This window comes from Cellvibrio sp. KY-YJ-3 (assembly GCF_008806955.1).
Taxonomy (GTDB): domain Bacteria; phylum Pseudomonadota; class Gammaproteobacteria; order Pseudomonadales; family Cellvibrionaceae; genus Cellvibrio.
In genome coordinates this window covers 1,595,379-1,618,064 of the sequence record NZ_CP031727.1, presented here as the reverse complement: position 1 = coordinate 1,618,064, position 22,686 = coordinate 1,595,379, and the positions used below count along the sequence as shown (strand labels likewise).

Below are 22,686 nucleotides of genomic sequence, written 5' to 3'. Positions count from 1 at the left end.
TTGACCCCGCTTAACCCTGACAGGTTCTACACTAATTGCGATCTGCCCTACTCTGGGGCGGTATGATTTCAGGCACGCATGGCATTGAGTAAAGCGCTGGAGAGAAGGTTCAATATAGAACCCCATAATAAGCCGCCGCGGCATCTGAACCCTGGTTTACATAACCGTTTACACAGCTGTTCACACAATAACTATGAGGCTCTCCATGAACCTTTCTGCTCTGCCTTATGGCAGCGATGGCATAGCGCGTCGCACTGCCCTAAAACAATTAGCGTTGGCCTGTTGTTTGGCGCTCTCCGCCAGTTCACTCTCGGCCTTGGCCGCCAGCTTTAGTGCCCCTACCGATTTCAGCCGCCGTAAAAAGACCCTGCTCAGCAGCGATCAATTACAACTGCTGCGCGAGTTGGGCGACATTATTATTCCCACCACCGACACCCCGGGCGCAATTGCCGCCGGTGTGCATGATTTTATTAATCACTACGCCGCCTATTGCGCGAGCAGCGCCGAGCAGCAACAGCTGCTGGCCACGCTGGCGCGCATAGAAGCGGGCGCACGCAGTGAATTTAACACGGCATTTTTAACCCTCACCAAGGCGCAGCAATTGCAGTTGCTCAATGCCATGGAACAAGCGCAAAACGGCTTTAGCCAAGCCGACCGCAAAGGTTTGAAGCAGCTCAAGGCGCTGGTGGTTTTCGGTTACTACACCTCCGAGCCGGGTGCGACCCAGGAGCTAGCCTACCTCGCCATTCCGGGTGGCTATAAGGGCAACTTCAAACTCAAAGAGATAGGCCGGGCTTGGGCACTGAATTTTTAAGCCTGCCGCAAACTCCTATGCCGCTTTGCTCCCCACTCGTTTTGCTATCCATTCGCACTGATGGCAACGCCTTTTAAATTGGTGAAATAACATCATGGAAAAAAATATTTACATCATCAAAACCCAGGAAGTGTTTGATGCAATTGTGGTCGGCTCCGGTATTGCCGGTGGCTGGGCCGCGAAAGAACTGACTGAAAAAGGATTAAAAACCCTGATGGTTGAACGCGGCCGCCCGGTGGAACACCGCAAGGATTACATCGGCGAAGGCCTGAAAGCCTGGCAGATGCCGTTTCGCGGCGCGGTCGAAAAAGCCCTGGTCGATGAACAGCATTATGTGCAGAAAAAATGTTACGCCTTTAACGATGCCACCAAACACTTTTTTGGCAACGACAAAGACTTCCCCTACAGCACCCCCAAAGACAAACCCTTCGACTGGATTCGCGGCAATCAATTAGGCGGCAAGTCCCTGCTCTGGCATCGCCAGTCCTACCGCTGGAGCGATCACGATTTTAACTCCAACGCGCGCGATGGCGAGGGCGTGGATTGGCCGATTCGCTACAAGGATATTGAGCAGTGGTACGACAAAGTTGAGCTGCACGCGGGCATTAGCGGCTCCACAGAAAATCTGGAGATCCTGCCCGACAGCCAATTCCTGCCGCCGTTTGAAATGAACGCGGTGGAAAAAGAAATGAAAGCGCGCATCGAAAAAAAATGGAGCACGCGTAAGTTAATTATTGGCCGCACTGCACATTTATCGGTGCCTGCACCACACCATTTGGCGCAAGGTCGCTTGCAGTGCCAGGCGCGCAATGAATGCCAGAAAGGTTGTTCCTTTGGTGCCTATTTCTCCACCCAAAGCTCAACCCTGCCCTCGGCGCTGGCGACCAACAACCTCTCCATCGCCACCAACAGCATTGTGCACAGTGTGATTTACGACCCCAAAACCAATCGCGCTACCGGCGTGCGGGTAATTGATGCCGAGACATTGGAAACCCGCGAGTATTTCGCCAAGGTGATTTTCCTGTGCGCCTCAACGCTGGGTACCACACAAATCATGCTCAACTCGGTCAGCGAGAGCTTCCCTACCGGCATCGCCAACTCCTCCGGCGCGCTCGGCCATTACTTGATGGATCACCTTTACGGCGCCGGCGCCATGGGGCGGGTGGAAGGTTTTGAGGAGGATTACTACTCCGGCCGTCGCCCGATTGGATTAGTCATGCCGCGCTTCCGCGACTACAACGAGAAAAACCCCAACTTCAAACGCGGTTACTTTTACATGGCCGGTGCCCAGCGCGCCAACTGGGAACACATTGGCGCGAGCGACGGTTTTGGCGCCGACTTTAAAGCAGCCATCCGCCAGCCCGGCCCCTGGTATTTCAACCTGAGCGGCTCGGGCGAAATGTTGCCGCGCTATGAAAACCAGGTTTCGCTGCACCCCACGTTGAAAGACAAATGGGGCATGCCGCAATTGCATATCGACTGCAGCTTTTCCGACAACGACTGGAAAATGATGGAAGACATCGCCGATACCGCCGCCAACATGTTGGAAGCCATTGGCTTGAAAGATGTCAAAAAAGATATTCGCGCAAAACGCGATTGGAATCCCGGCTTGTCCATTCACGAGATGGGCACCGCACGCATGGGTAAAGATCCGAAAACATCAGTGCTTAACGGCTGGAATCAGGCGCACGATGTGCCCAACCTGTTTGTCACCGATGGCGCTTGTATGACTTCATCCGCGTCGCAAAACCCCTCGCTGACCTATATGGCACTCACCGCCCGTGCGGCGGATTACGCAGTGCAACAACTTAAACTCGGAAAGATTTAAACCCACAAAAAGGTAACTACTATGACTCTGTCCAACACAATAAAAGCACTCACCATGGCCGCTATCACCAGTGTGAGCCTATCGGCCATGGCGGCCGATGTGGCCCCGACCTCACCACAACTGAGCGTGCAACTCTGGTCGGTAAAAGACGACGTCGCCAAAGACTTTGAAGGCACCTTGAAAAAACTCAAAGCCATGGGTTTTCAGGGTGTGGAGTTCGCAGGCAATTTTGGCGCCTACGCCAATGATCCCAAAGGTCTGAAAGCCTTTTTGGATAAAACCGGCCTCAAAGCCTCTGCCGCGCACGTACCCTTTGAGAAGTTGAATGCAGAAAACTTTGATGCAACTGTCGCGTTTTACAAAGCGATCGACTGTAAATACCTGATTATCCCAATGGATATGCGCGCCTTCACTACCGATGGTGCCAAAGAAGTTGCCGCTGACCTCGCGGCAATTCAAACCAAACTCACACCCCACGGTATGCATACCGGCTACCACAATCACGAAGGTGAAATGCTGGGCAAAATGGGTGAGACCCCTTGGGATGTGATCGGCACCAACACCACCAAAGAAGTCGTGTTGCAGCAGGATGTGGGCTGGACTGAAGTGGCCGGTAAAGACCCTATCGCTTTTATCAAAGCTTACCCCGGTCGCACCATTACTACCCACTACAAAGCCTCGGCGCCCAAACCCGGCAATACCGAGCACCCGATCATCGGCCAGGACACCACTGACTGGAAAGCGCTGATCGAAGCCAACAAAACCTACGGCGGCACCCTGTGGCTGGTCGTTGAACAGGAATCCTACCCTGAAGGTATGACCCCGATGCAAAGCGTTGAGGCATCACTAAAAGGCCTGCAAAAAGTCATCAGCGATATGAAATAAGCGATTTCACTTTGGTTTAAGTGGTTTAAAACGAAAAAGGCCGATCTGTTGATCGGCCTTTTTGCTTATTCAGGGTTCTACCCCAGGAATTAGTCGCGCGATTCGGTTTGATCGCCCGGATAATCCTTGCGCAGCTCCACAGGTTTATCGGTGGATTTACGCATTTTGATATTGATCATCTCCACGCCCAGCGAGAAGGCCATGGCGAAGTAGATATAACCCTTGGGTACATGCACATCAAAACCTTCCACCAACAGGGTAAAGCCCACAATCACCAAAAAGGACAGGGCGAGAATTTTGATAGTCGGGTGTGCATCCACAAACTCACCAATGGATTTAGCCGCAAATAACATAACGCCCACCGCGATAATGATTGCCGTGGCCATGATCGGTACCTGATCCACCAGGCCCACCGCGGTAATCACCGAATCGAGTGAGAAAACGATATCGAGAATCGCAATTTGCACCAGCACAATCAGCAAACCATGGGCAGCGATATTGCGCTCGGTTTCCACTGCACCCTCCAAACTGCTGTGAATCTCATGGGTCGCCTTGGCAATCAGGAACAAGCCACCGCCAATCAAAATAATGTCGCGTCCGGAAATCTCCTGGCCTAAAACACTGAACAGCGGGTCAACCAAGCCCATCACCCACGCAAGGGAGAAAAGCAGCGCCAAACGAGTGATCATCGCCAGGCCCAAACCCACATTGCGCGCAAACTTGCGCTGATGCTCGGGCAGGCGGCCCACCAGAATGGAGATGAAAATAATATTGTCGATCCCCAGAACAATTTCCAACGCCGTTAATGTTGCCAATGCAACCCAGGCTTCGGGACTTGCCAACCATTCAAACATGCTATTTCTCTCTGATTAATTCGCGTGTATTCATTTACTGTCCCGGCACTTACACCGCAGCAAACACCCCGCTCAGCGGGCGGGCCATTCTACCTAGCTATAAAAAAACCGCATTCATTGAATGCGGTTTTTTTACTAAAACTTAACAATTCAACTGTTTGGCTTTAGCTGCGCGTGGTCAGGCGGCTGAGCAATGCCATCAAACCTTTCTTTTCGGTGCGCATTAAATAGTGATCGCGAATGCCTGCGATATCCACGTCATAGCTGCCCGGCTCAAGATCGCGGGCGATTTCAATCTTTTCAATCTCATGGCGATTCTTTTTGCCGGAATCAATAAGCTCCTGTTTGCGTTTATCGTCCTCCGACAAATCCAGCAACAGATATTCATTGAGCGGCTGCTTGAGTGTATCCAATACCACAATAACCTTGGGTTTCAGCCGGCGCTCAAAGTTTTGCTCCACAACAACGGCCACTTCACCGGTACTCAACTCGACTAAAGTGCCGGTCGGGTAGAGACCAATGGCTCGGATAAATTCGACTACCAACTCTTCCTGGAACTGGATGTTGCGTAACTCGTACAACTTGGCGACGGCCTTGGAGGGCGCTATAGGGTCGCGCGAGCCGCGCGGGTTAGTGACATGATCGTAATAAGTCACTATGCCAGCAATTTTGCCCATGAGGGGGATCTTGTCGCCCGACAAGCCATGCGGGAAGCCGCTGCCGTTCAGGCGTTCGCAATGGGTCTTAACCACGGCGATCACACGTGGCTCAACCCCTTGGGTTTTACGCAAAATTTCACAGCCAATTTCCACGAAGCTCTCATAGAGCGCTTCTTCTTCGGCCGAGCGATTGAGGCTGGTAATCAGGCTGGCATCGAGCATTACCTTGCCCACATCTTTCAGCAACACCCCCATTGCCAGTACATCCAGATCGCGTTTGGGCAGGCCGATATGACGGCCAAATAAAATCGCCCACACCGAGGAGCGCACCGCATGGCTGTAAGTGTATTCGTCTTTTTCCTGCACCCGCGACAACCAAGTAAAGGCGTCAGGGTTGCGCACTACACTATCGACCATTTCGCTCGCGACACGCTTGGTCTCGCCGAGCGACAAATCATCAAACTGGTTTTTTTCAAGCTGCTCCATCACCTCCACCACTGCACCGTAAACTTTTTGGTGCAACTGACGCGCTTGCTTTACTTCGCGTTGCAGCGGCGTCACCTCGCGGTATAAGCCGCGCTGGATTTTCAGCGGCGCCAAAGTCTCGGTGAAACTGTTAACCCGCTCGCGAGTCGTGGTTTTTTTGGTGGGTGCTGCAATAGTTTTCAGGTTGGCAGAGATGGGGCCGCGGCCCTTCTCCACATCGATGTAGACATAATTGCAGAGGGCTTTAAGTTGATTGATCTCTCCCAGATCGCGCAGGTAAAAACCCTGCAAAGGAAAGGGTGTCTGCGACCAGGGGCGATCCAGACCGGATATATACATACCGATGGTTAATTCGTTGACATCAACTTTAACCTGTTTAATTGCCACGCCTTGCTCTCCATATCACCCAATGGTGTTATCAGCCTTATTAAATCGGGGATACCGGCCAACTACGACAGAGCTGCCAGTGATCTCAGGATTCCGGGGGGAGTAAATCTTCCTAAAAAACCAGATGTTGCGTCGAGTGTAATGAAGATAATCACGCCGCACCAGCACCCATAGCCCAATGGCGGCTAAAAGATGCTGACAGGCGACAAATGACTACAAAATTATGCGTGATAGCTAGCAGATAAATCGTGAACTGCGTTGATAAACGCGCCAGCGTGCGCCGGATCTACTTCCGGGGTAATGCCGTGCCCCAGGTTGAATACGTGACCTGAGCCACTGCCGTAAGCCGCGAGAATAGTGCCAACCTCAGCGCGAATCCGCTCCGGTGAGGCGTACAAAATTGTCGGGTCCATATTGCCCTGCAGCGCGACTTTACTGCCAACGCGCGCGCGCGCGGTGGCTATATCGGTGGTCCAATCCAAGCCCAACGCGGTAGCACCGGTCGCCGCCATAGCTTCCAGCCACTGGCCACCACCTTTGGTGAAGAGGATGACCGGTACCTGCCGGCCTTCGTGCTCACGGATCAAACCATTGACGATTTTGTGCATGTATTTGAGGGAAAACTCCTGATAGGCAGCATGTGACAGCGCGCCGCCCCAAGTATCAAAAACCTGCACCGCCTGCGCCCCCGCCAAAATTTGGGCATTGAGGTAAACAATCACCGAGTCGGCCAATACATCCAACAACTGGTGCATCACCTGCGGCTGGTTGTAGAGCATTTCTTTGGCGCGACGGAAATCGCGGCTTGAGCCACCTTCGATCATATAAGTCGCCAGCGTCCAGGGGCTGCCGGAGAAACCGATAAGCGGCACGCGGCCATTCAACTCGCGGCGAATAGTTTTCACCGCATTGACCACATAGGGTAGATCCTGCTCCGGGTTGATCACCTTGAGCGCGTTGACATCGGCTTCGGTGCGCACGGCTTTCTTGAATTTGGGGCCTTCGCCAGTTTCAAAATACAGGCCTAAACCCATAGCGTCAGGGATGGTGAGGATATCGGAGAAGAGAATGGCGGCATCCAGACCGGGGTAGCGATCCAGCGGCTGCAAGGTGACTTCGCAGGCCGCCTCGGGATTGGTGCACAGCCCCATAAAATCGCCCGCTTTGGCGCGGCTGGCGCGGTACTCAGGCAGATAGCGCCCGGCCTGGCGCATCATCCATACCGGCGTCACATCGACGGGCTGCTTGAGTAAGGCGCGCAGGAAGCGGTCGTTTTTGAGTTCGGTCATACTCTTATCCTCAGGCCCAATGCCTTGCATGTGTTGGATAAAACAAACCCCGCAAAGGCGGGGTTGTAGGGGCGCTGCTTGCTGCGCCCGAATATATGCGGTCAAACAGGGGCGCGGCAAGCAGCGCCCCTACGGAAATTAGACGTTTAAGTAATCCAAAATCCCATCCGCCGCTTCGCGGCCTTCCCAAATTGCAGTTACTACCAAATCAGATCCGCGCACCATATCGCCGCCGGCAAAAACTTTAGGGTTGCTGGTTTGGAACTTGAACTGCTGCTGTTCAGGCGCTACCACGCCACCCCAGCTGTTCACTTTCACGCCATTGGTTTCAAACCAAGGCTGCGGGCTTGGGCGGAAACCAAAAGCGATCAAGACTACGTCGGCAGGCAAAATTTCTTCTGAACCTGGCACCACCACCGGGCTGCGACGGCCTTTTTCGTCCGGCTCACCCATTTGGGTAGTCACCACTTTTACGCCTTCCACTTTGCCGTTACCCACTACCGCCACTGGCTGACGGTTGTAGAGGAACTGCACGCCTTCTTCTTTGGCATTGGCCACTTCGCGCTTGGAGCCAGGCATGTTTTCTTCGTCGCGACGATAAGCACAAGTCACTGTAGCGGCGCCCTGACGAATCGAGGTGCGGTTACAGTCCATGGCGGTATCACCACCACCGAGCACAACCACTTTTTTACCAGCGACGCTGATGAAATCTTCCGGGCTCTTTTCAAAGCCGAGGTTGCGGTTCACGTTGGCAACCAAGAATGGCAGCGCGTCATAAACGCCGGGCAAGTCTTCGCCAGGGAAGCCACCTTTCATGTAGGTATAAGTGCCCATGCCCATGAACACCGCGTCGTAATCGCGCAGTAATTCTTCCATGGTGATGTCTTTACCCACTTCAGTATTCAAGCGGAACTCAATACCCATTTCGGTAAAGATTTCACGGCGACGGCTCATCACTGATTTTTCCAGCTTGAACTCGGGAATACCAAAGGTCAGCAGGCCACCGATTTCAGGGTACTTATCAAATACCACTGGTTTAACACCGTTGCGCACCAGTACGTCAGCACAGCCAATACCCGCTGGGCCAGCGCCAATTACGGCTACTTTTTTGTTAGTCCAAACCACTTTGGACATGTCCGGTTTCCAGCCCATGGCAAAGGCGGTATCGGTAATGTACTTTTCGGCGTTACCGATAGTCACCGCACCAAAACCGTCATTCAGGGTACAGGCGCCTTCACACAGGCGATCCTGCGGGCATACCCGGCCACAAACTTCCGGCAGTGAGTTGGTTTGATGGCTGAGTTCAGCCGCTTCAAAAATATTGCCTTCGGAAATCAGCTTCAACCAGTTAGGGATGAAGTTGTGCACCGGGCACTTCCACTCGCAGTAGGGGTTACCACACTCCAGGCAGCGATGGGCCTGACCTTCCACTTCTTCTTTGGCGAAGGGTTGGTAGATCTCCACAAAGTTACGTCTGCGGGTTTCTATGTCTTTCTTGGTGGGGTCCTGACGACCCACATCGAGAAACTGAAAGTCATTGCTTAAACGTGCTGACATGATTTTGACCTCACTCGTCACCAAGAGTTATTCGCCGCGCTTGCGGAAACTGACCAACAAACTGCCCAAAGACGCCGCTTTGGGTTTAACCAGCCAGAACTTGCCGATGTAGTCATCGAAGTTGTCCAGCAGGTGTTGGCCCCATGCACTTTCAGTCTCTTGTACAAATTCTTCGATTACAGTGCGCAGGTGGTGGCGATGCGCCTCCACTGCCTCGGTATTGATACGGTGAATATCCACCAGCTCGTGGTTATAGCGATCCACAAAGTCGTTGGCCTCATCCAGCACGTAGGCAAAACCGCCGGTCATACCCGCACCGAAATTCACACCGGTTTGACCCAGTACCGTCACCACCCCGCCCGTCATGTATTCACAGCAGTGATCGCCCGCACCTTCCACTACCACATGGGCACCGGAGTTACGCACGCCGCAGCGCTCGCCCGCCGTACCGGCTGCGAACAACTTACCGCCAGTCGCGCCATACAGACAGGTGTTACCCAAAATACTGGTTTTGTTCGATTTGAAACCGGAGTTGCGCGGTGGGCGAATCACTAACTTGCCACCCGCCATACCTTTACCGACGTAGTCGTTGGCATCACCTTCGAGGTACATGTCCAGACCACCGGCGTTCCACACCCCAAAACTCTGGCCGGCAATACCGGTCAGTTTCAGTTTCAGCGGTTTGTCGGACATGCCGTCATTGCCATAGCGTTTGGCAATTTCACCGCTGATACGCGCACCGATGGAACGGTCGCAGTTGGTGATATGGAACTCAAACTCGCCGCCGGCTTTGGCTTCAATGGCAGGCAGCAATACTTTGACCATCGCTTCAGCGGTTTCGCCTTTGTCGAAGGGCTCATTTTTGCTGACGGCACACAATTGGGGTTTGGTCGCCAGATAATCATCGGTATAGATGATCGGGCTTAAATCCAACTGTTGCTGTTTGGTGGTTTCACCCTCCAGCACCTTGAGCAAATCCACACGGCCAACCAATTCGCCGAGGGTGCGCACGCCCATACGCGCCATCCACTCGCGGGTCTCTTCTGCTACGAACTTGAAGAAGTTCATCGCCATTTCGACTGTGCCAATGTAATGGTCTTTACGCAGTTTGTCCTGCTGGGTAGCAACACCGGTGGCGCAGTTGTTCAGGTGGCAAATACGCAGGTATTTACAGCCGAGCGCGACCATTGGGCCGGTACCAAAACCAAAGCTTTCAGCGCCGAGCATCGCTGCTTTCACCACGTCCAAACCAGTCTTCAAACCGCCGTCAGTCTGCACGCGCACTTTATCGCGCAGGTCATTGGCACGCAGGGTTTGATGGGTTTCAGACAGACCCAATTCCCACGGCGAACCGGCGTATTTAATCGAGGTCAAGGGGCTTGCCGCGGTGCCGCCGTCGTAGCCGGAAATAGTGATCAAATCGGCATAGGCCTTGGCCACACCGGCAGCGATAGTGCCTACACCCGGGCGCGATACCAGCTTCACCGATACCAGCGCATCCGGATTGACTTGTTTCAAGTCATAAATCAGCTGCGCCAGATCTTCGATCGAATAAATATCGTGGTGCGGCGGTGGCGAAATCAGGGTAACACCGGGCACCGAGTGACGCAGACGCGCAATCAACGCATTTACTTTACCGCCAGGCAACTGGCCGCCTTCACCGGGTTTTGCACCCTGGGCGACTTTAATTTGCAGCACTTCAGCATTCACCAAATAAGCCGGTGTCACACCAAAACGGCCCGAGGCCACTTGTTTGATTTTGGAGGTCTTGATAGTGCCGTAACGCGCCGGGTCTTCACCGCCTTCACCGGAGTTGGAGCGTCCACCCAAACGGTTCATGGCTTCAGCCAAGGCTTCGTGCGCCTCGGGTGACAGGGCACCGAGCGACATACCCGCCGAGTCAAAACGCTTGATAATGCTTTCCACCGGCTCCACTTGCGACAGTGGGATCGGGGTGCACAGGTCTTCGCGAATCGCCAACAGGTCGCGCAGCATGGACACCGGGCGTTTGTTCACCAGGTCGGCGTAGTTGCGCCAGAGCGCATAGTTACCGCTCTGCACCGCCTTTTGCAGGCTCTGCACTACATCGGGGTTGTAGGCGTGATATTCGGAGCCGTGTACATACTTGAGCAGGCCGCCCTGCACGATTGGCTTGCGCTCGATCCAGGCGGTTTGTGCCAGAATCTTTTGATCTTCTTCCAAGTCTTCAAAACGCGCACCGGCCACGCGGGACGGAGTGCTTTCAAAGCACATGTTAATCACTTCTTCGGCCAGACCAATGGCTTCAAACAACTGCGCACTGCGGTAGGAAGTGATGGTGGAAATACCCATCTTCGACAGGATTTTGAGCAGACCTTTGTCGATACCCTTGCGGTAGTTTTTGTAAGCTGTGTCTACATCAGTCAACAGCTCACCGGTCTCGATCAGATCGTTCAACACGTGATAGCTGAGGTAAGGGTAGACCGCTGTGGCACCGTAGGCGATCAGCGCCGCAATTTGATGCGGGTCGCGTGCGCTGCCGGTCTCTACAATCAGGTTGGAGTCGCAGCGCAGGCCAACATTAGTCAAATGCTGGTTGACCGCACCCACCGCCAGCAGGGCGGGAATGGGCAATTGGCCTTTTTCAAAGCCGTAATCGCTCAGCACCATCAATACTTTGCCTGACTTAACCGCCGCCGCAACATCGTCGCACAGCTTGATCAGCGCCGCTTTCAGGTTAGTCTCTTCCGCTTTGTAGTAGAGCGAAAATCTGGCTACCGCGTAGCCGGGGCGATCCAGCGCCATCAGACCGCGGAATTTTTCCGGCGATAATACCGGCGAAGTGAGAATCACGCGGTCAGCGTGCTCCGGCAGCTCGTCGTACACCGGCAATTCGCGTCCGAGGCAAGTTTCCAGCGACATCACAATCGCTTCGCGCAGCGGGTCGATGGGCGGGTTAGTCACCTGCGCAAACTGCTGACGGAAGTAGTCGTAGAGTGAACGCTGTTGACGTGATAGTACGGCCATCGGGGTATCGTCACCCATGGAGCCTACGGCTTCTTGACCACCTTCAGCCAAGGGGCGTAATAATTGGTCACGCTCTTCAAAGCTCACTTGGAACATTTTCATGTTGGCTTTGAGAGCAATACCTTCGATACCGTTTTCTTTCGCATCAGTATTGAGGGTTGACTCGATGCGCAGCGCACGCTCTTTCAGCCACTTTTTATAGGGCTGGGTGGATTTCAACTGGTTGTCGATATCTTGAGTGTTGTGCAGGGTGCCAGTCGCAGTATCGATCGACATGATTTGGCCTGGGCCGAGGCGGCCTTTGGCGACCACATCGGCTGGATCATAGGCGTATACACCTACCTCCGAGGCCACGGTGATCATATCGTCTTTAGTGATTACCCAGCGCGAAGGACGCAAGCCGTTGCGGTCGAGGGTACAAACGGCGTAGCGGCCATCGGTAATTACCAAACCAGCGGGGCCATCCCACGGCTCGATATGCATAGAGTTGTATTCGTAGAACGCGCGCAGATCCGGGTCCATGTTCTCCACGTTCTGCCAGGCCGGCGGCACCAGCATACGAATAGCGCGGTGCAGCTCCATACCACCCAAGGTCAGGATTTCCAGCATGTTATCCAGGCTGGATGAGTCAGAACCGGTGCGATTCACCAGCGGCGTCACTGTGTGCAAATCCGGCAGCAGTGGCGTCACAAATTTAGGGGTGCGCGCTACCGCCCAGTTGCGGTTGCCCACAATGGTGTTGATCTCGCCGTTGTGCGCCAACATGCGGAAAGGCTGCGCCAGTGGCCACTGCGGCATAGTGTTGGTGGAGAAGCGCTGGTGGAATACACAGATCGCGGTCTCCAAACGCTCATCGGCCAAGTCAGAGAAAAAGCGCGGCAAATCAACCGGCATCATCAAGCCTTTGTAGGACAGGATACCGGTGCTCAAACTGGCCACGTAGAAGGCCTTGTCGTCTTTCAAACGGATTTCCGCTTTGCGACGGGCCATAAACAACTTGGAGTTGACCTCTTGCAGGCTCAGATCCGGGTTGTTCACAAACAGGTGATTAAAGGTTGGCAGCGACTTCATGGCAATAGGGCCGAGGCAGCTGGGGTCAACCGGCACTTCGCGCCAGCCGGCCACAATCAAGCCCTGGGCAGTCAATTCTTCGGTGACAACCGCGCGCGCCTTGTCGGCAATGGCAGGGTCGCGGCTAAGCATAATCGCGCCCACACCATAAATAGAGGTCAGCTCAGCACCACAAGCTTCTTTTGCCACAGCGCGCAAGAAACTGTCCGGCTTTTGGATCAGCAGGCCACAACCGTCGCCGGTTTTACCGTCCGCATTGATACCACCGCGGTGGGTCATGCAGGTCAGGGCTTCGATTGCCGTAGTAAGCAGACGATGGCTGGTCTTGCCCTTTAAATGGGCAATCAAACCAAAACCGCAGTTATCTTTGAACTCGTCTATCTGGTAGAGGCCAGTGGTCATAGGCTGATTCTCAACAAAAATCACTATCAAGGGATACGAAGATTAAGGGCGCAAAGCTCATGCGAAAGCTGCGCCAAATTGCATCCCAGACAAAAAAGCCCCTGAGGTGTAGGGGCTAGGCAAATGGGCGCAGGATATTACCCGCTTAGAGGGGTATTAGCAAGACAGCCGGGGGCAAGTTGGCTGTTGATATAAGCGGCAGACTGGCGCAAAAAACCGCAGGAACTGCACGCAACAAAAATATCAGGACTGGTGCCAGTGCTCTGCGGTTAGCACCTGTTTGGCGCCAAATGCCTGCTGGTCAGCGGCGTTTGCACTCTCTTTGCATTCGCCGCGCACCCATAGGTGATAGCGCGAGATACTGCGATCCAACTCAAAGAAGCCTTCGCGGCAATAACCCACTTTTTCAACAACATAGGCGGTATTTTCCAGCAGTCGCTCGTGCGTATTGCGACCGACAGTTATGCCGCCCTCGTAAAAGTCGCGGCGACTATCGTTGCCATCGCGACTAACGCGAATATGGTTAGGGATCTGATCCTCTGGCCAGCGCAGGCGATAGGTAAACATCTTGCTCTGATTCGGCAAAACCTCCACCTCAAGGGTTTCGTTCATTTCACTTTTTACATAGCTGCGGCCTGCCGAGCTACAGCCCACCATCAGACCCAGCACCAAGATCAGCAACACCCGAAATTTATTCATCAACCCACTCCAACCTTTGCACCACCAACGCGGCGCCACTGACTTTTGATCACAACCACAAGAGCCTAAAGAAATACGCCCGGGGGCCGATAATTTTATGATAGCCATACACCTTGCATCACTATACCCGCTTAACACTGGAGCCGGCCATGGGTTCAATTAGATCACTCAACCCGCTACCGCAGCTCGCCAAGAGCCTGCTGTTGACCAGTATTCTGGGGCTGAGTTCAGCGCTGTGCGCCAATCCACTGGTACCCGATGACATTGCCTACCGACCGGAAGGCAAGGTAGCGCTCAGCCAAAACACAGGTGATGCAGTTGTGGTCGGCACTGCCCAACTGCCCGCAAGCACTACACCGCCACCGAGTGAAGCGGGTGCGGATACCCCCGCACAAACTCACTACCTGCCACAAAACCAATGCGCAGATCGCAGCCGCGATCACAACACGTTGCACAAGTCACTGGTAATTACCCGCTTTACCCGACGCAACCCGCAAAGCGCCAACGCTGGCAATTTATATGCGGCAGAGGCCGGCATTCCCGAGATGATTCGCGCCCAACTCACACGCACTCATCAGCTGCTGCCACCGGCGATGATCGCCCAGGGCTTTGCCCTGCCCAACCTCAGCGAAACACAATTAAAACAGCAGGCGCAAAAAATAGCCCGTCAAACCCGCGCCCAGTTTGTCCTCAGTGGCACTATCGATGACATGGCGATGACGGATACCAGCAGCACCTACAATCCCGACCTCTACCGTCAATTAGCCAATGGATTTCACAACCTGACCGGCATTGAAAAATTCGACAAACGCACCCGCCTATTTACTCTGGAACTTGAACTGCGCGACGGTTTTACGGGCGAACCCCTACTGAATCGCCGCTATAGCGCTAGCGGTGTGTGGAATACCCGCAAAGCGATAGGTTTTGACTCGCCCGCTTTTTTGAAAACACCCTATGGCAGAAACGTGGCAAAACTGAGCGGCGCCATCAGTGATGACATAGCCCAAACGGTTGATTGCCAACCCTACATCGCCAGTATTGATGCCCACCCGGGCCAGACTCAGGTCATCCTTCAGGGTGGCGCCAATAACGGCCTGCAGGCGGGCGCAAAAATGCAGCTCTACCAGGTGATTGTGGTGGGGTCTAACAGCGAATATCAGGTGAGCGAAACCCGCCTGGTCAGACGCCCGACGCAGCTGCACTTGAGCGAAGTTTATCCCTCGCACAGCACCGCGGTGGTTGAGGATGGCAGCTATTTGAATGGTCACTATTTAGCGGTGATCGACTAACTACTGATCCACTGCCGGGACACCAAAACGCCCGGCGAGATAGTCATCGTGGGTGGGCAGGGTTTTCACCATATTGAGGATCGCCGAACGCGCCAGTTTCAAATTCTCGTTGATCTGCGCCAGCTCGATATTATCTACCCGCGGGCTGTATTTGGCTGGCCGAATCCCCATGCCCTCAAACACCGATTGCCAGCTGGCACTGCGAAACAGTTCGTCGCGCTCCTCGCGCACAATGCCGTGGCCTTTGAATAATTCGATGCGTTCGCGCAGCGAATCCGGCAGTGGCATGGTTTGACACCAGCGCCAAAAGTCGCTGTCGCTGCGCTCACTGGTGCAGTAGTGCAACACAATAAAATCGCGCACCTCCTGATAATCCGCCGCCATCCGCCGGTTGTATTCGCGCCGCAGACTGGGTTCGCATTCCAGGTCGGGGAAAAACCGCAAAAAGTAATCCATACCGCGGGCGATCAAGTGAATCGCCGTGGACTCCAGCGGCTCCACAAAACCACCCGCCAAGCCCAGCGCCAAACAGTTGTTTTTCCAAAACTCCAGGCGACGCCCGGCCTTGAAGCTAATCAGGCGCGGGTCATTGATACGCGGCGCATCGAGATTGCCGAGCAGGGTGCTTTTGGCCTCGGTGTCGCTGCAAAAACGACTGGAATAGACATAACCGTGACCAGTGGCATTGCGCAGCGGAATCCGCCAGGACCAGCCCGCCTTGCGTGCGGTAGCGGTGGTGTAAGGCATGCGCGATCCCGCGGCGCCGGTTTTGACCACTATGGCGCGATCGCAGGGCAAGTATTGCGCCCAATCCTCAAACCCCGCTGCCATGGCCCCATCAATCAACAGCGCCCTGAAACCCGAGCAATCGACAAAAAAGTCGCCTTCGATTTTGCGTCCATCCGCCAATACCAGCGCCGAAATAAAACCATTGTCGCGCCGCTCCACCGCCACATAATTGCCCTCGCTGCGCACCACGCCACGGGCCTCGGCGTAACGCCGCAAATAGGCGGCAACCAGTTTTGCATCCAGATGAATCGCGTAACCGGCACCACCGATCGGAGTGTTCATGGCTTGCGAGGGCAAAAAAAACCGCCCTTGAGCAGCCATCACCGAACAGGGGGAAAAATCCTGCAGCGGATAATCGCCCCCCGCCATAGTCGCCTTGAGCCAGCACTGGTAGAAATCCTGCGTGCCGATGCGCTGCCCCAGTGCGCCATAAGGATGAAAATAGGACTGGTTTTTACTGCGCCAATCCACAAACTTGATGCCGAGCTTGTAACAAGCCTGGGTCTCGCGGATGAAATCCTCCTCATCGATACCGAGGCTGGTAATCAGCCGCACTACCGGTGGAATAGTGGATTCACCCACACCGACCGAACCTATGTCTTCGGACTCGATCAATTCGATTTCGCACAAATCGCGGCGCACCTGGGCGGCCAGCATCGACGCCGCAATCCAGCCCGATACTCCGCCACCGAGGATGACTATTTTTTTTATGGAATTCATTACTGCTCCGCCAACTCGGGCTCGGTGGTAAAACGCCAATAGGCGCCACTGCAAACTTGAATGGATTTGCGCAACACATCAATCGCCTTGTGGCGTGGAAAACTCGCGCGCCATGCCAGCGCCAGGGTGCGTGTAGCGCCGGGCATGACCAATGGCCGCGCCACCAAACGATTGGCGGCGCACAGCCCCATGGGCGCCGCCGAGCGCGGGACTATCGCCAGCCCCAAACCTGCCGCCACCATGTAGCGCAACGTTTCGAGGCTATTGAGCTCCATCGGCGATGCACTGTCGCACCAGGCTGGAAATAGCGTCATCACCTGTTCCCGCAAACAATGCCCCTGGGCCAACAATAACAAGGGCTGCCCGGCAATCGCCGCAGAGTCAATCATCGTCAGCGCAGCAAGCGGATGGGACTGGGGCATGATCAGCACCAGCGGCTCCTCATACAACTCCTGCACTACCACATCCGCCTCCGCAAACGGTAGGGAAACCACAATTGCATCCAAACTTCCCGCGCGCAGCTTTTGCCGCAATAGCGGAGTGCACGCCTCCTCCACCCGCAACGGCATGGCCGCCGCATGCAAGGCGAGATGAGGGATTAACTGGGGAAGCAGGTAGGGTCCAAGGGTGGCAATAACCCCCAGCGCCAAAGGGCTACCCAATTGATCCCGCCCGGCGTCGGCCAATTGATGAATATCGGCCACGCCCTGCAGCAGCACCTTCGCCTGCGCCACAATTTTGTCCCCCAAGGGGGTTGGATGGACTCCCGTCTTGGTGCGCTCGAACAACGCGCCCCCCAGCTCCGCCTCCAGATTCCTGACTGCGACACTGAGATTTGGTTGGCTGACATTGCAGCGCTGCGCTGCGCGACCAAAATGCCGTGTGTCAGTCAATTCAACAATATAGCGAAGTTCGATAAGAGTCATAAATATTCAGTGGTCGGACAAATAAGTACTTTTAGTTTGCACTGTTGCATCAAGTGACGCAAAAACAATCCGCGGATTCTCATAGAGAAAACTTATGGGGTTCGCATTGTGAGAGATGACATAGATCCGGTACAAAGCAAAAGTTGCCTCACTTCATCGCTGCAGAGCAACCAAAGCAAAAAATGATTACCAATAAAAAATGGATGCACCCAATGACAATCGCGCAACTCTCCATCGTTTTTTTCCTGCAAATGTTCGTCATTCTGGCAGTCTGTAGACTGGTGGGATGGATCGGACAAAAGTATCTTCACCAACCCCAAGTAGTGGGTGAAATGATTGCCGGGGTTATTCTGGGGCCATCACTGTTCGGCTTGTTAATGCCCGAGCTACAAAAAAGCCTGTTCCCGACAGAAATGAAGGGGGTACTCTACGTTGGCGCACAGCTGGGTGTAGGGATGTACATGTTTCTGGTTGGCCTGGGGTTTCGCGGCGACCATTTCAAAGCAAATCTCAAGAGCGCGGCAGCTGTGTCTATTTCCGGAATGGCGGCGCCATTTCTGGTTGCGATTGCTATCACCCCCTGGCTCCTGACTGTGCCAGGCTTATTTTCCGAGAAGGCCACCCTGTTCAGTGCCACCTTGTTTATGGGCGCCTGCATTGCCATCACCGCCTTTCCCATGCTGGCGCGTATTATTCATGAACGCGGCCTGAGCCAAACCAAACTCGGCACACTCTCACTGTCTGCCGGCGCCATCGATGATGCCGGCGCTTGGTGCGTACTAGCTGTAGTGCTCGCAACCTTCGGCGCTGGCGCAGAACTGGCAGTAAAAACCATTATCGGCGGTATCGTTTTTGCCACCTTTATGATCCTGGTCGCACCTAAAATTCTTGCTCCGTTGGCGCGCGCGGCAGAGCAACAACAAACCCTCAGTCCGACCTTGTTTGCCTTGGTGATCATGTGTTTTATGTTGGCCGCCTTCACGGCCGATGCGATTGGTTTACACGCAGTCTTTGGCGGTTTCCTGTTGGGTGCCGTCATGCCACGCGGCAAACTCACTCAAGAGATCAAGCGCCAGCTGGAACCATTTGTGGTGATTATTCTGATTCCAATTTTCTTCACCTACTCAGGCTTAAATACGCAATTGACCATGGTTAACAACGTGGAGTTGCTGGCAATTGCCGCCGTGATCCTCATCGGCTCCATAGTCGCCAAAGGGGTTGCCTGCTGGGGCGCCGCCCGCCTGTGTGGTGCCGATAATCGCACCGCCATGGGCATTGGCGCCCTGATGAATGCGCGTGGCCTGATGGAACTGATCATTATCAATATCGGCTTACAAGCCGGGGTCATTGGCCCGGCGCTGTTCTCCATAATGGTACTCATGGCCATAGTGACCACCCTGATGGCATCACCATTATTTGAAATTGTTTATGGCAGACACGCGCGCAAAACCGGAGAGCTTGGTGCTGTGGGCGCGGAAGAGGCCGATAACGAGCCCGCACCGCCCGCCAAGGTACAAATCGTTTAGCCCCTTGTTAGCCCCCCTTTTACTTGAGCCCTTTAGCCCGAGCCATGCTCGGGCTTTTTTATTGTGTTGGCACAACCAAAAATGTCGGTTTTTTTATCACATTAATTACGCAAACCCTGAAAACAAGAACTGCATCACAGCAAAATCAACGACTTATAAACCATGGCACCAAAATTGCCATTACAGATCCAGCTCATTCACTCACACGGATCTTCACCATGCGTAAATTAGTTAACTTGCTTGGATGCTTAACTTTGCTCGGCGCCATCAGTCCCGTATTGGCCGCCCCCATCAGCATTGACCTCAATACTCCGGATTCACGCAATGGTGTGCTTAATAGCACCTATGCGATGCAGTACAACTACAGCGAGGCCGATTTGGAATTGTCGGTGACCGGTTGGTCCTATGGCACCACCCAAACCTGTAAAAAGTACCGCTATGGCAAGTGCCAGGAATACACCACCAGCGTTAACAAAGCGATCGAACAAAATCACGTCGGCAAGTGGGATGGCTTGGGCATAGAAAAAACCGACTCACCTAACCACGCTGTTGACAATCAAGGTGGCGACTTTGACATGCACCTGCTGTCGTTTGATGAAATGGTCAAGCTGACCTCCGTTGACCTGGGCTGGTATCAAAACGATGCCGATATTTCGATTCTGGCATTCAATGGCGATAGCTTTAACAGCAGCTCGCTGTTGGGCCAAAAATGGGAAGACCTGCTTGGCCAGAATTGGTCAGTTGTCGGCAATTATTACAATGTCGATATCAATGGCAATTCGGGCGCCGTTAACTTTGCTGGTGTAGCCTCCCAGTACTGGCTGATTGGCGCTTACAACCCGGTATTTGGCGATACCTTTAGCGGCCCCAACAAAAACAAAACCACGGGTGACGATTTCTACAAACTCAAAGGCGTGACCGTTGAGCGTCCACCGGTTGAAGTACCGGAACCCAGCTCATTGTTACTGCTCGGCCTGAGCCTGATGGCACTGGCAGGTTTGCGCCGCCGTCAACGCCACTAAAACGTTTGGTAGTAGCACGCAAAAGGGCGCCCTCGGCGCCCTTTTTTATTGCCTATAAATCTCAATCGCTTATGATGGCGTCCGCCCCAAACAACAAAAACGCTGAAAACAATAACAAGCTCAAACACAACAAGAACAATCTCTTCGCGAGGTACATCCACGATGCACAACAAGTTACTGCTATCCCTTGCCTTTACCTGCTCATTACTGTTCGCCAGCCTCAGTGCTCAGGCACAACAATTTAATGTGCTGCTGTTTACCAAAACCAATGGCTTTCACCATGAATCCATCAACGAAGGTGTGACCGCCATGCGCGCCATGGCCAAGCGTCATGACTTTGCGTTGGATTGGCACGAAGACGCCAGCATTTTCAGCGATGAAAAACTGCAAAAATATCAGGCCGTGATTTTCCTGCTCACCACCGGCGACATACTCAACGATGAGCAACAAGCGGCGATGGAACGTTTTATTCGTTCCGGCAAAGGTTTTGTGGGTGTGCACAGCGCCTCCGACACCGAATACGACTGGAACTGGTACACCAAAATGGTAGGCCGCACCTTTCATATTCACCCCGCCAATCAAAGCGCAGACCTGCAAGTACTGGATCGCAAATTCCCCGGTCTGGATCGTATGCCGGATCGTTTGTTGTGGACTGATGAATGGTATGAGTTTGGTGCGGAGCGAATTAAAGGTTTGAATTACATACTTGCTGTTGATGAACAAACCTACGACCCCAGCGCCCAGTGGGGCGAGAAAAAAACCGCTGGCATGGGCAAGTTCCACCCCATCGCCTGGTACCACAATTACGATGGCGGCCGCGCGTTTTACACCGCCCTCGGTCACCTGCCAGCCACCTACAGCGACACGCTATTTCTTGAACATGTTTACGGCGGTGTTTTCTGGGCGGCAACCGGTAAAGGTTTGCGCAAAAAATAATTCCAACGCACAACACTAACTCTAAAAAAAATACACTATGAAACTTTTCCTAAAAACCTACGCACGTTTTATTTACCCAGTGGCGATTCTGATTATCTCACTGGGTATTTATTTTCCTTTCTACGGCAGCCCCCAAGCGATGTTTTGGGATGAAAACTACCATGTTGCCTCCGCCCAGAAACATATCGATGGCGTGATGTACATGGAGCCTCACCCTCCCCTCGGCAAAATGCTGATGGCGGTGGGTGAGGTGATGTTTGGTGGCAACGGCGAGGTCGATAAACAAAAGTTGTTGGAGACGGATTATTTAACCGGCGACAACGCGCCACCCACCATGACCTACAAAGGCTTTCGCTGGCCGTCGGTGATGATGATGGCGCTCGGCGTGGTATTTTTTTACGGGATTATTAATGCGATAACCCAACGCGCATGGCTGGCTGCCGCGTTTACCAGCTTGGTGATTTTTGACAACGCCCTGGTTATTCACTCGCGTGCTGCCATGCTCGAAGGCATTCAACTCTTTTTTATTCTCGGTGCACTCTATTATTTTGTGCGTGTCGCCACCGATTTTATTCATCACCAAAAAGCGATTTTATTAAAACACTATGCACTGCTCGGGGTATGGATAGGCTTAGCCGTCGCGGTCAAAGTGAATGCATTTATTTTGCTGCTATTGTTTGTCATGCTGTTTGGTGTGGATCAATGGAGCGCGATTAAACAATGGCAGTGGCGCGCGCTGTTCACCCGCTTAGCCACCACAGTTCCAGCCGGCGTGCTGCCGGTTGCTGCGGTATTTTTCGCGGTGTTTTATGTGCACATCGGCATGGGCACGCAAATCGTGAAAGATCGCACCTACAAAGCCTCACCTGAATACCTCACCCAAATTCGCGCTGGTAATACCTGGTCGCCCTCCACCTTTATGCTGGGCATGCGCGACAACTGGAAATACATGTCTGAATACGCCGATGGTGTTCCGCGTTTGGATGTGTGCAAACCCGATGAAAACGGCAGCTACGCCATGGGCTGGCCGGTTAGCAAAAAAACCATTAGCTATCGCTGGGATAAAAACACTATCGACGGCAAAGTCGTGGTGAAATACAAATACCTGATTGGCAACCCCATTGTGTGGTTCTCGGTACTGGGCGGGATTATTTTGTCGGTAGGTTTAATTATCGGCCGCTATGTTTATAACAACCCCATCAAAGACGAAAAACTATTTTATTGGATCTGCGCTTTCACCGCGCTCTACCTCAGCTACATGATTGCGATTTTGCAAATCGAACGCGTGATGTATTTGTATCACTATCTCGTGCCGCTACTGTTTGGCGCCGTCAATCTCGCACTGGTATTTAATTATATTTACCGCGACGAAGTGCTCGCCAACAACAAACACACCATTATCAACGCCAGCTTATTTGCGCTATTGGTAATCGCCGTATTTGCCTTCTTCTCCCCCTTCACCTATGGCTTTGGCCTGACGGAAGATCAATTTGAAATGCGCAACTGGTTCAGCTTCTGGAAACTGCAGGTGGTGAGATAAT

The 22,686-nt window shown here is 53.5% G+C and carries 16 protein-coding genes; 8 read left to right on the top strand and 8 right to left on the bottom strand.

The annotated features are described in order from the left end of the window. The first annotated feature begins 205 nt into the window (after positions 1-205). The 3 genes from D0B88_RS06795 (at position 206) to D0B88_RS06785 (ending at position 3,527) form a co-directional block, all read left to right on the top strand. Complete coding sequence (locus D0B88_RS06795; RefSeq protein ID WP_151056087.1) at positions 206-814, top strand: gluconate 2-dehydrogenase subunit 3 family protein; 609 nt, start codon at positions 206-208, stop codon at positions 812-814. 94 nt (positions 815-908) lie between these two features. After that, a complete protein-coding gene (locus tag D0B88_RS06790; protein ID WP_151056084.1) occupies positions 909-2,642 on the top strand; it encodes a GMC oxidoreductase in 1,734 nt (577 codons plus the stop codon). A gap of 21 nt (positions 2,643-2,663) precedes the next feature. Next, positions 2,664-3,527, top strand: coding sequence for a sugar phosphate isomerase/epimerase (locus tag D0B88_RS06785; protein ID WP_151056082.1), 864 nt, complete (start codon positions 2,664-2,666; stop codon positions 3,525-3,527). An 89-nt stretch (positions 3,528-3,616) separates the two neighbouring features. On the opposite strand, the gene D0B88_RS06780 is transcribed toward D0B88_RS06785, so the two are convergent. The 6 genes from D0B88_RS06780 to D0B88_RS06755 all read right to left on the bottom strand — a co-directional run bounded on the left by D0B88_RS06780 (position 3,617) and on the right by D0B88_RS06755 (position 13,937). Next, a complete protein-coding gene (locus D0B88_RS06780; RefSeq protein WP_007645097.1) occupies positions 3,617-4,381 on the bottom strand; it encodes a TerC family protein in 765 nt (254 codons plus the stop codon). A 164-nt stretch (positions 4,382-4,545) separates the two neighbouring features. Beyond that, on the bottom strand, positions 4,546-5,913 hold the full coding sequence (locus D0B88_RS06775; RefSeq protein ID WP_007645099.1) for an HD-GYP domain-containing protein: 1,368 nt from the start codon (positions 5,911-5,913) through the stop codon (positions 4,546-4,548). 221 nt (positions 5,914-6,134) lie between these two features. Continuing rightward, a complete protein-coding gene (hemE, locus tag D0B88_RS06770; RefSeq protein WP_151056080.1) occupies positions 6,135-7,202 on the bottom strand; it encodes a uroporphyrinogen decarboxylase in 1,068 nt (355 codons plus the stop codon). Positions 7,203-7,340: 138 nt separating this feature from the next. After that, entirely contained in the window at positions 7,341-8,759 is a 1,419-nt protein-coding gene (locus tag D0B88_RS06765; protein ID WP_151056078.1) for an FAD-dependent oxidoreductase, read from the bottom strand. Between the two features lie 27 nt (positions 8,760-8,786). After that, positions 8,787-13,238, bottom strand: a complete 4,452-nt coding sequence (gltB, locus tag D0B88_RS06760) for a glutamate synthase large subunit (RefSeq protein ID WP_040393324.1) — start codon at positions 13,236-13,238, stop codon at positions 8,787-8,789. Between the two features lie 243 nt (positions 13,239-13,481). Then, a complete protein-coding gene (locus D0B88_RS06755; RefSeq protein ID WP_151056076.1) occupies positions 13,482-13,937 on the bottom strand; it encodes a hypothetical protein in 456 nt (151 codons plus the stop codon). Between the two features lie 149 nt (positions 13,938-14,086). On the opposite strand from D0B88_RS06755, the gene D0B88_RS06750 reads away from it, so the two are divergent. Beyond that, a complete protein-coding gene (locus D0B88_RS06750) occupies positions 14,087-15,226 on the top strand; it encodes a flagella assembly protein FlgT middle domain-containing protein (protein WP_151056074.1) in 1,140 nt (379 codons plus the stop codon). Here the strand turns inward: D0B88_RS06750 and D0B88_RS06745 are convergent, their stop codons facing one another. Then, positions 15,227-16,735 (bottom strand): tryptophan halogenase family protein, encoded by a 1,509-nt coding sequence (locus tag D0B88_RS06745; RefSeq protein WP_151056072.1) that lies wholly within the window; start codon positions 16,733-16,735, stop codon positions 15,227-15,229. Beyond that, a complete protein-coding gene (locus D0B88_RS06740) occupies positions 16,735-17,661 on the bottom strand; it encodes a hydrogen peroxide-inducible genes activator (RefSeq protein WP_151056070.1) in 927 nt (308 codons plus the stop codon). Before D0B88_RS06740 ends, D0B88_RS06745 begins: the two co-directional genes overlap by 1 nt. A gap of 212 nt (positions 17,662-17,873) precedes the next feature. On the opposite strand from D0B88_RS06740, the gene D0B88_RS06735 reads away from it, so the two are divergent. The 4 genes from D0B88_RS06735 (at position 17,874) to D0B88_RS06720 (ending at position 22,685) form a co-directional block, all read left to right on the top strand. Continuing rightward, positions 17,874-19,187: a cation:proton antiporter gene (locus D0B88_RS06735; RefSeq protein ID WP_040393325.1), complete on the top strand. Its 1,314-nt coding sequence runs from the start codon at positions 17,874-17,876 to the stop codon at positions 19,185-19,187. A 218-nt stretch (positions 19,188-19,405) separates the two neighbouring features. Continuing rightward, on the top strand, positions 19,406-20,209 hold the full coding sequence (xdp1, locus tag D0B88_RS06730) for an exosortase-dependent surface protein XDP1 (protein ID WP_225318567.1): 804 nt from the start codon (positions 19,406-19,408) through the stop codon (positions 20,207-20,209). Between the two features lie 162 nt (positions 20,210-20,371). After that, on the top strand, positions 20,372-21,145 hold the full coding sequence (locus D0B88_RS06725) for a ThuA domain-containing protein (protein WP_151056066.1): 774 nt from the start codon (positions 20,372-20,374) through the stop codon (positions 21,143-21,145). Between the two features lie 37 nt (positions 21,146-21,182). Beyond that, positions 21,183-22,685 (top strand): phospholipid carrier-dependent glycosyltransferase, encoded by a 1,503-nt coding sequence (locus D0B88_RS06720; RefSeq protein ID WP_151056064.1) that lies wholly within the window; start codon positions 21,183-21,185, stop codon positions 22,683-22,685. Position 22,686 lies beyond the last annotated feature (1 nt).

Bases quoted from the DNA above. Each gene is read 5' to 3' on its own strand.
- D0B88_RS06780 (WP_007645097.1), bottom strand. From the start codon at position 4,381: ATGTTTGAATGGTTGGCAAGTCCCGAAGCCTGGGTTGCATTGGCAACA.
- D0B88_RS06790 (WP_151056084.1), top strand. From the start codon at position 909: ATGGAAAAAAATATTTACATCATCAAAACCCAGGAAGTGTTTGATGCA.
- D0B88_RS06740 (WP_151056070.1), bottom strand. From the start codon at position 17,661: ATGACTCTTATCGAACTTCGCTATATTGTTGAATTGACTGACACACGG.
- D0B88_RS06750 (WP_151056074.1), top strand. From the start codon at position 14,087: ATGGGTTCAATTAGATCACTCAACCCGCTACCGCAGCTCGCCAAGAGC.
- gltB (WP_040393324.1), bottom strand. From the start codon at position 13,238: ATGACCACTGGCCTCTACCAGATAGACGAGTTCAAAGATAACTGCGGT.
- xdp1 (WP_225318567.1), top strand. From the start codon at position 19,406: ATGCGTAAATTAGTTAACTTGCTTGGATGCTTAACTTTGCTCGGCGCC.
- D0B88_RS06795 (WP_151056087.1), top strand. From the start codon at position 206: ATGAACCTTTCTGCTCTGCCTTATGGCAGCGATGGCATAGCGCGTCGC.
- D0B88_RS06785 (WP_151056082.1), top strand. From the start codon at position 2,664: ATGACTCTGTCCAACACAATAAAAGCACTCACCATGGCCGCTATCACC.
- hemE (WP_151056080.1), bottom strand. From the start codon at position 7,202: ATGACCGAACTCAAAAACGACCGCTTCCTGCGCGCCTTACTCAAGCAG.
- D0B88_RS06765 (WP_151056078.1), bottom strand. From the start codon at position 8,759: ATGTCAGCACGTTTAAGCAATGACTTTCAGTTTCTCGATGTGGGTCGT.
- D0B88_RS06725 (WP_151056066.1), top strand. From the start codon at position 20,372: ATGCACAACAAGTTACTGCTATCCCTTGCCTTTACCTGCTCATTACTG.
- D0B88_RS06735 (WP_040393325.1), top strand. From the start codon at position 17,874: ATGACAATCGCGCAACTCTCCATCGTTTTTTTCCTGCAAATGTTCGTC.
- D0B88_RS06755 (WP_151056076.1), bottom strand. From the start codon at position 13,937: ATGAATAAATTTCGGGTGTTGCTGATCTTGGTGCTGGGTCTGATGGTG.
- D0B88_RS06720 (WP_151056064.1), top strand. From the start codon at position 21,183: ATGAAACTTTTCCTAAAAACCTACGCACGTTTTATTTACCCAGTGGCG.
- D0B88_RS06745 (WP_151056072.1), bottom strand. From the start codon at position 16,735: ATGAATTCCATAAAAAAAATAGTCATCCTCGGTGGCGGAGTATCGGGC.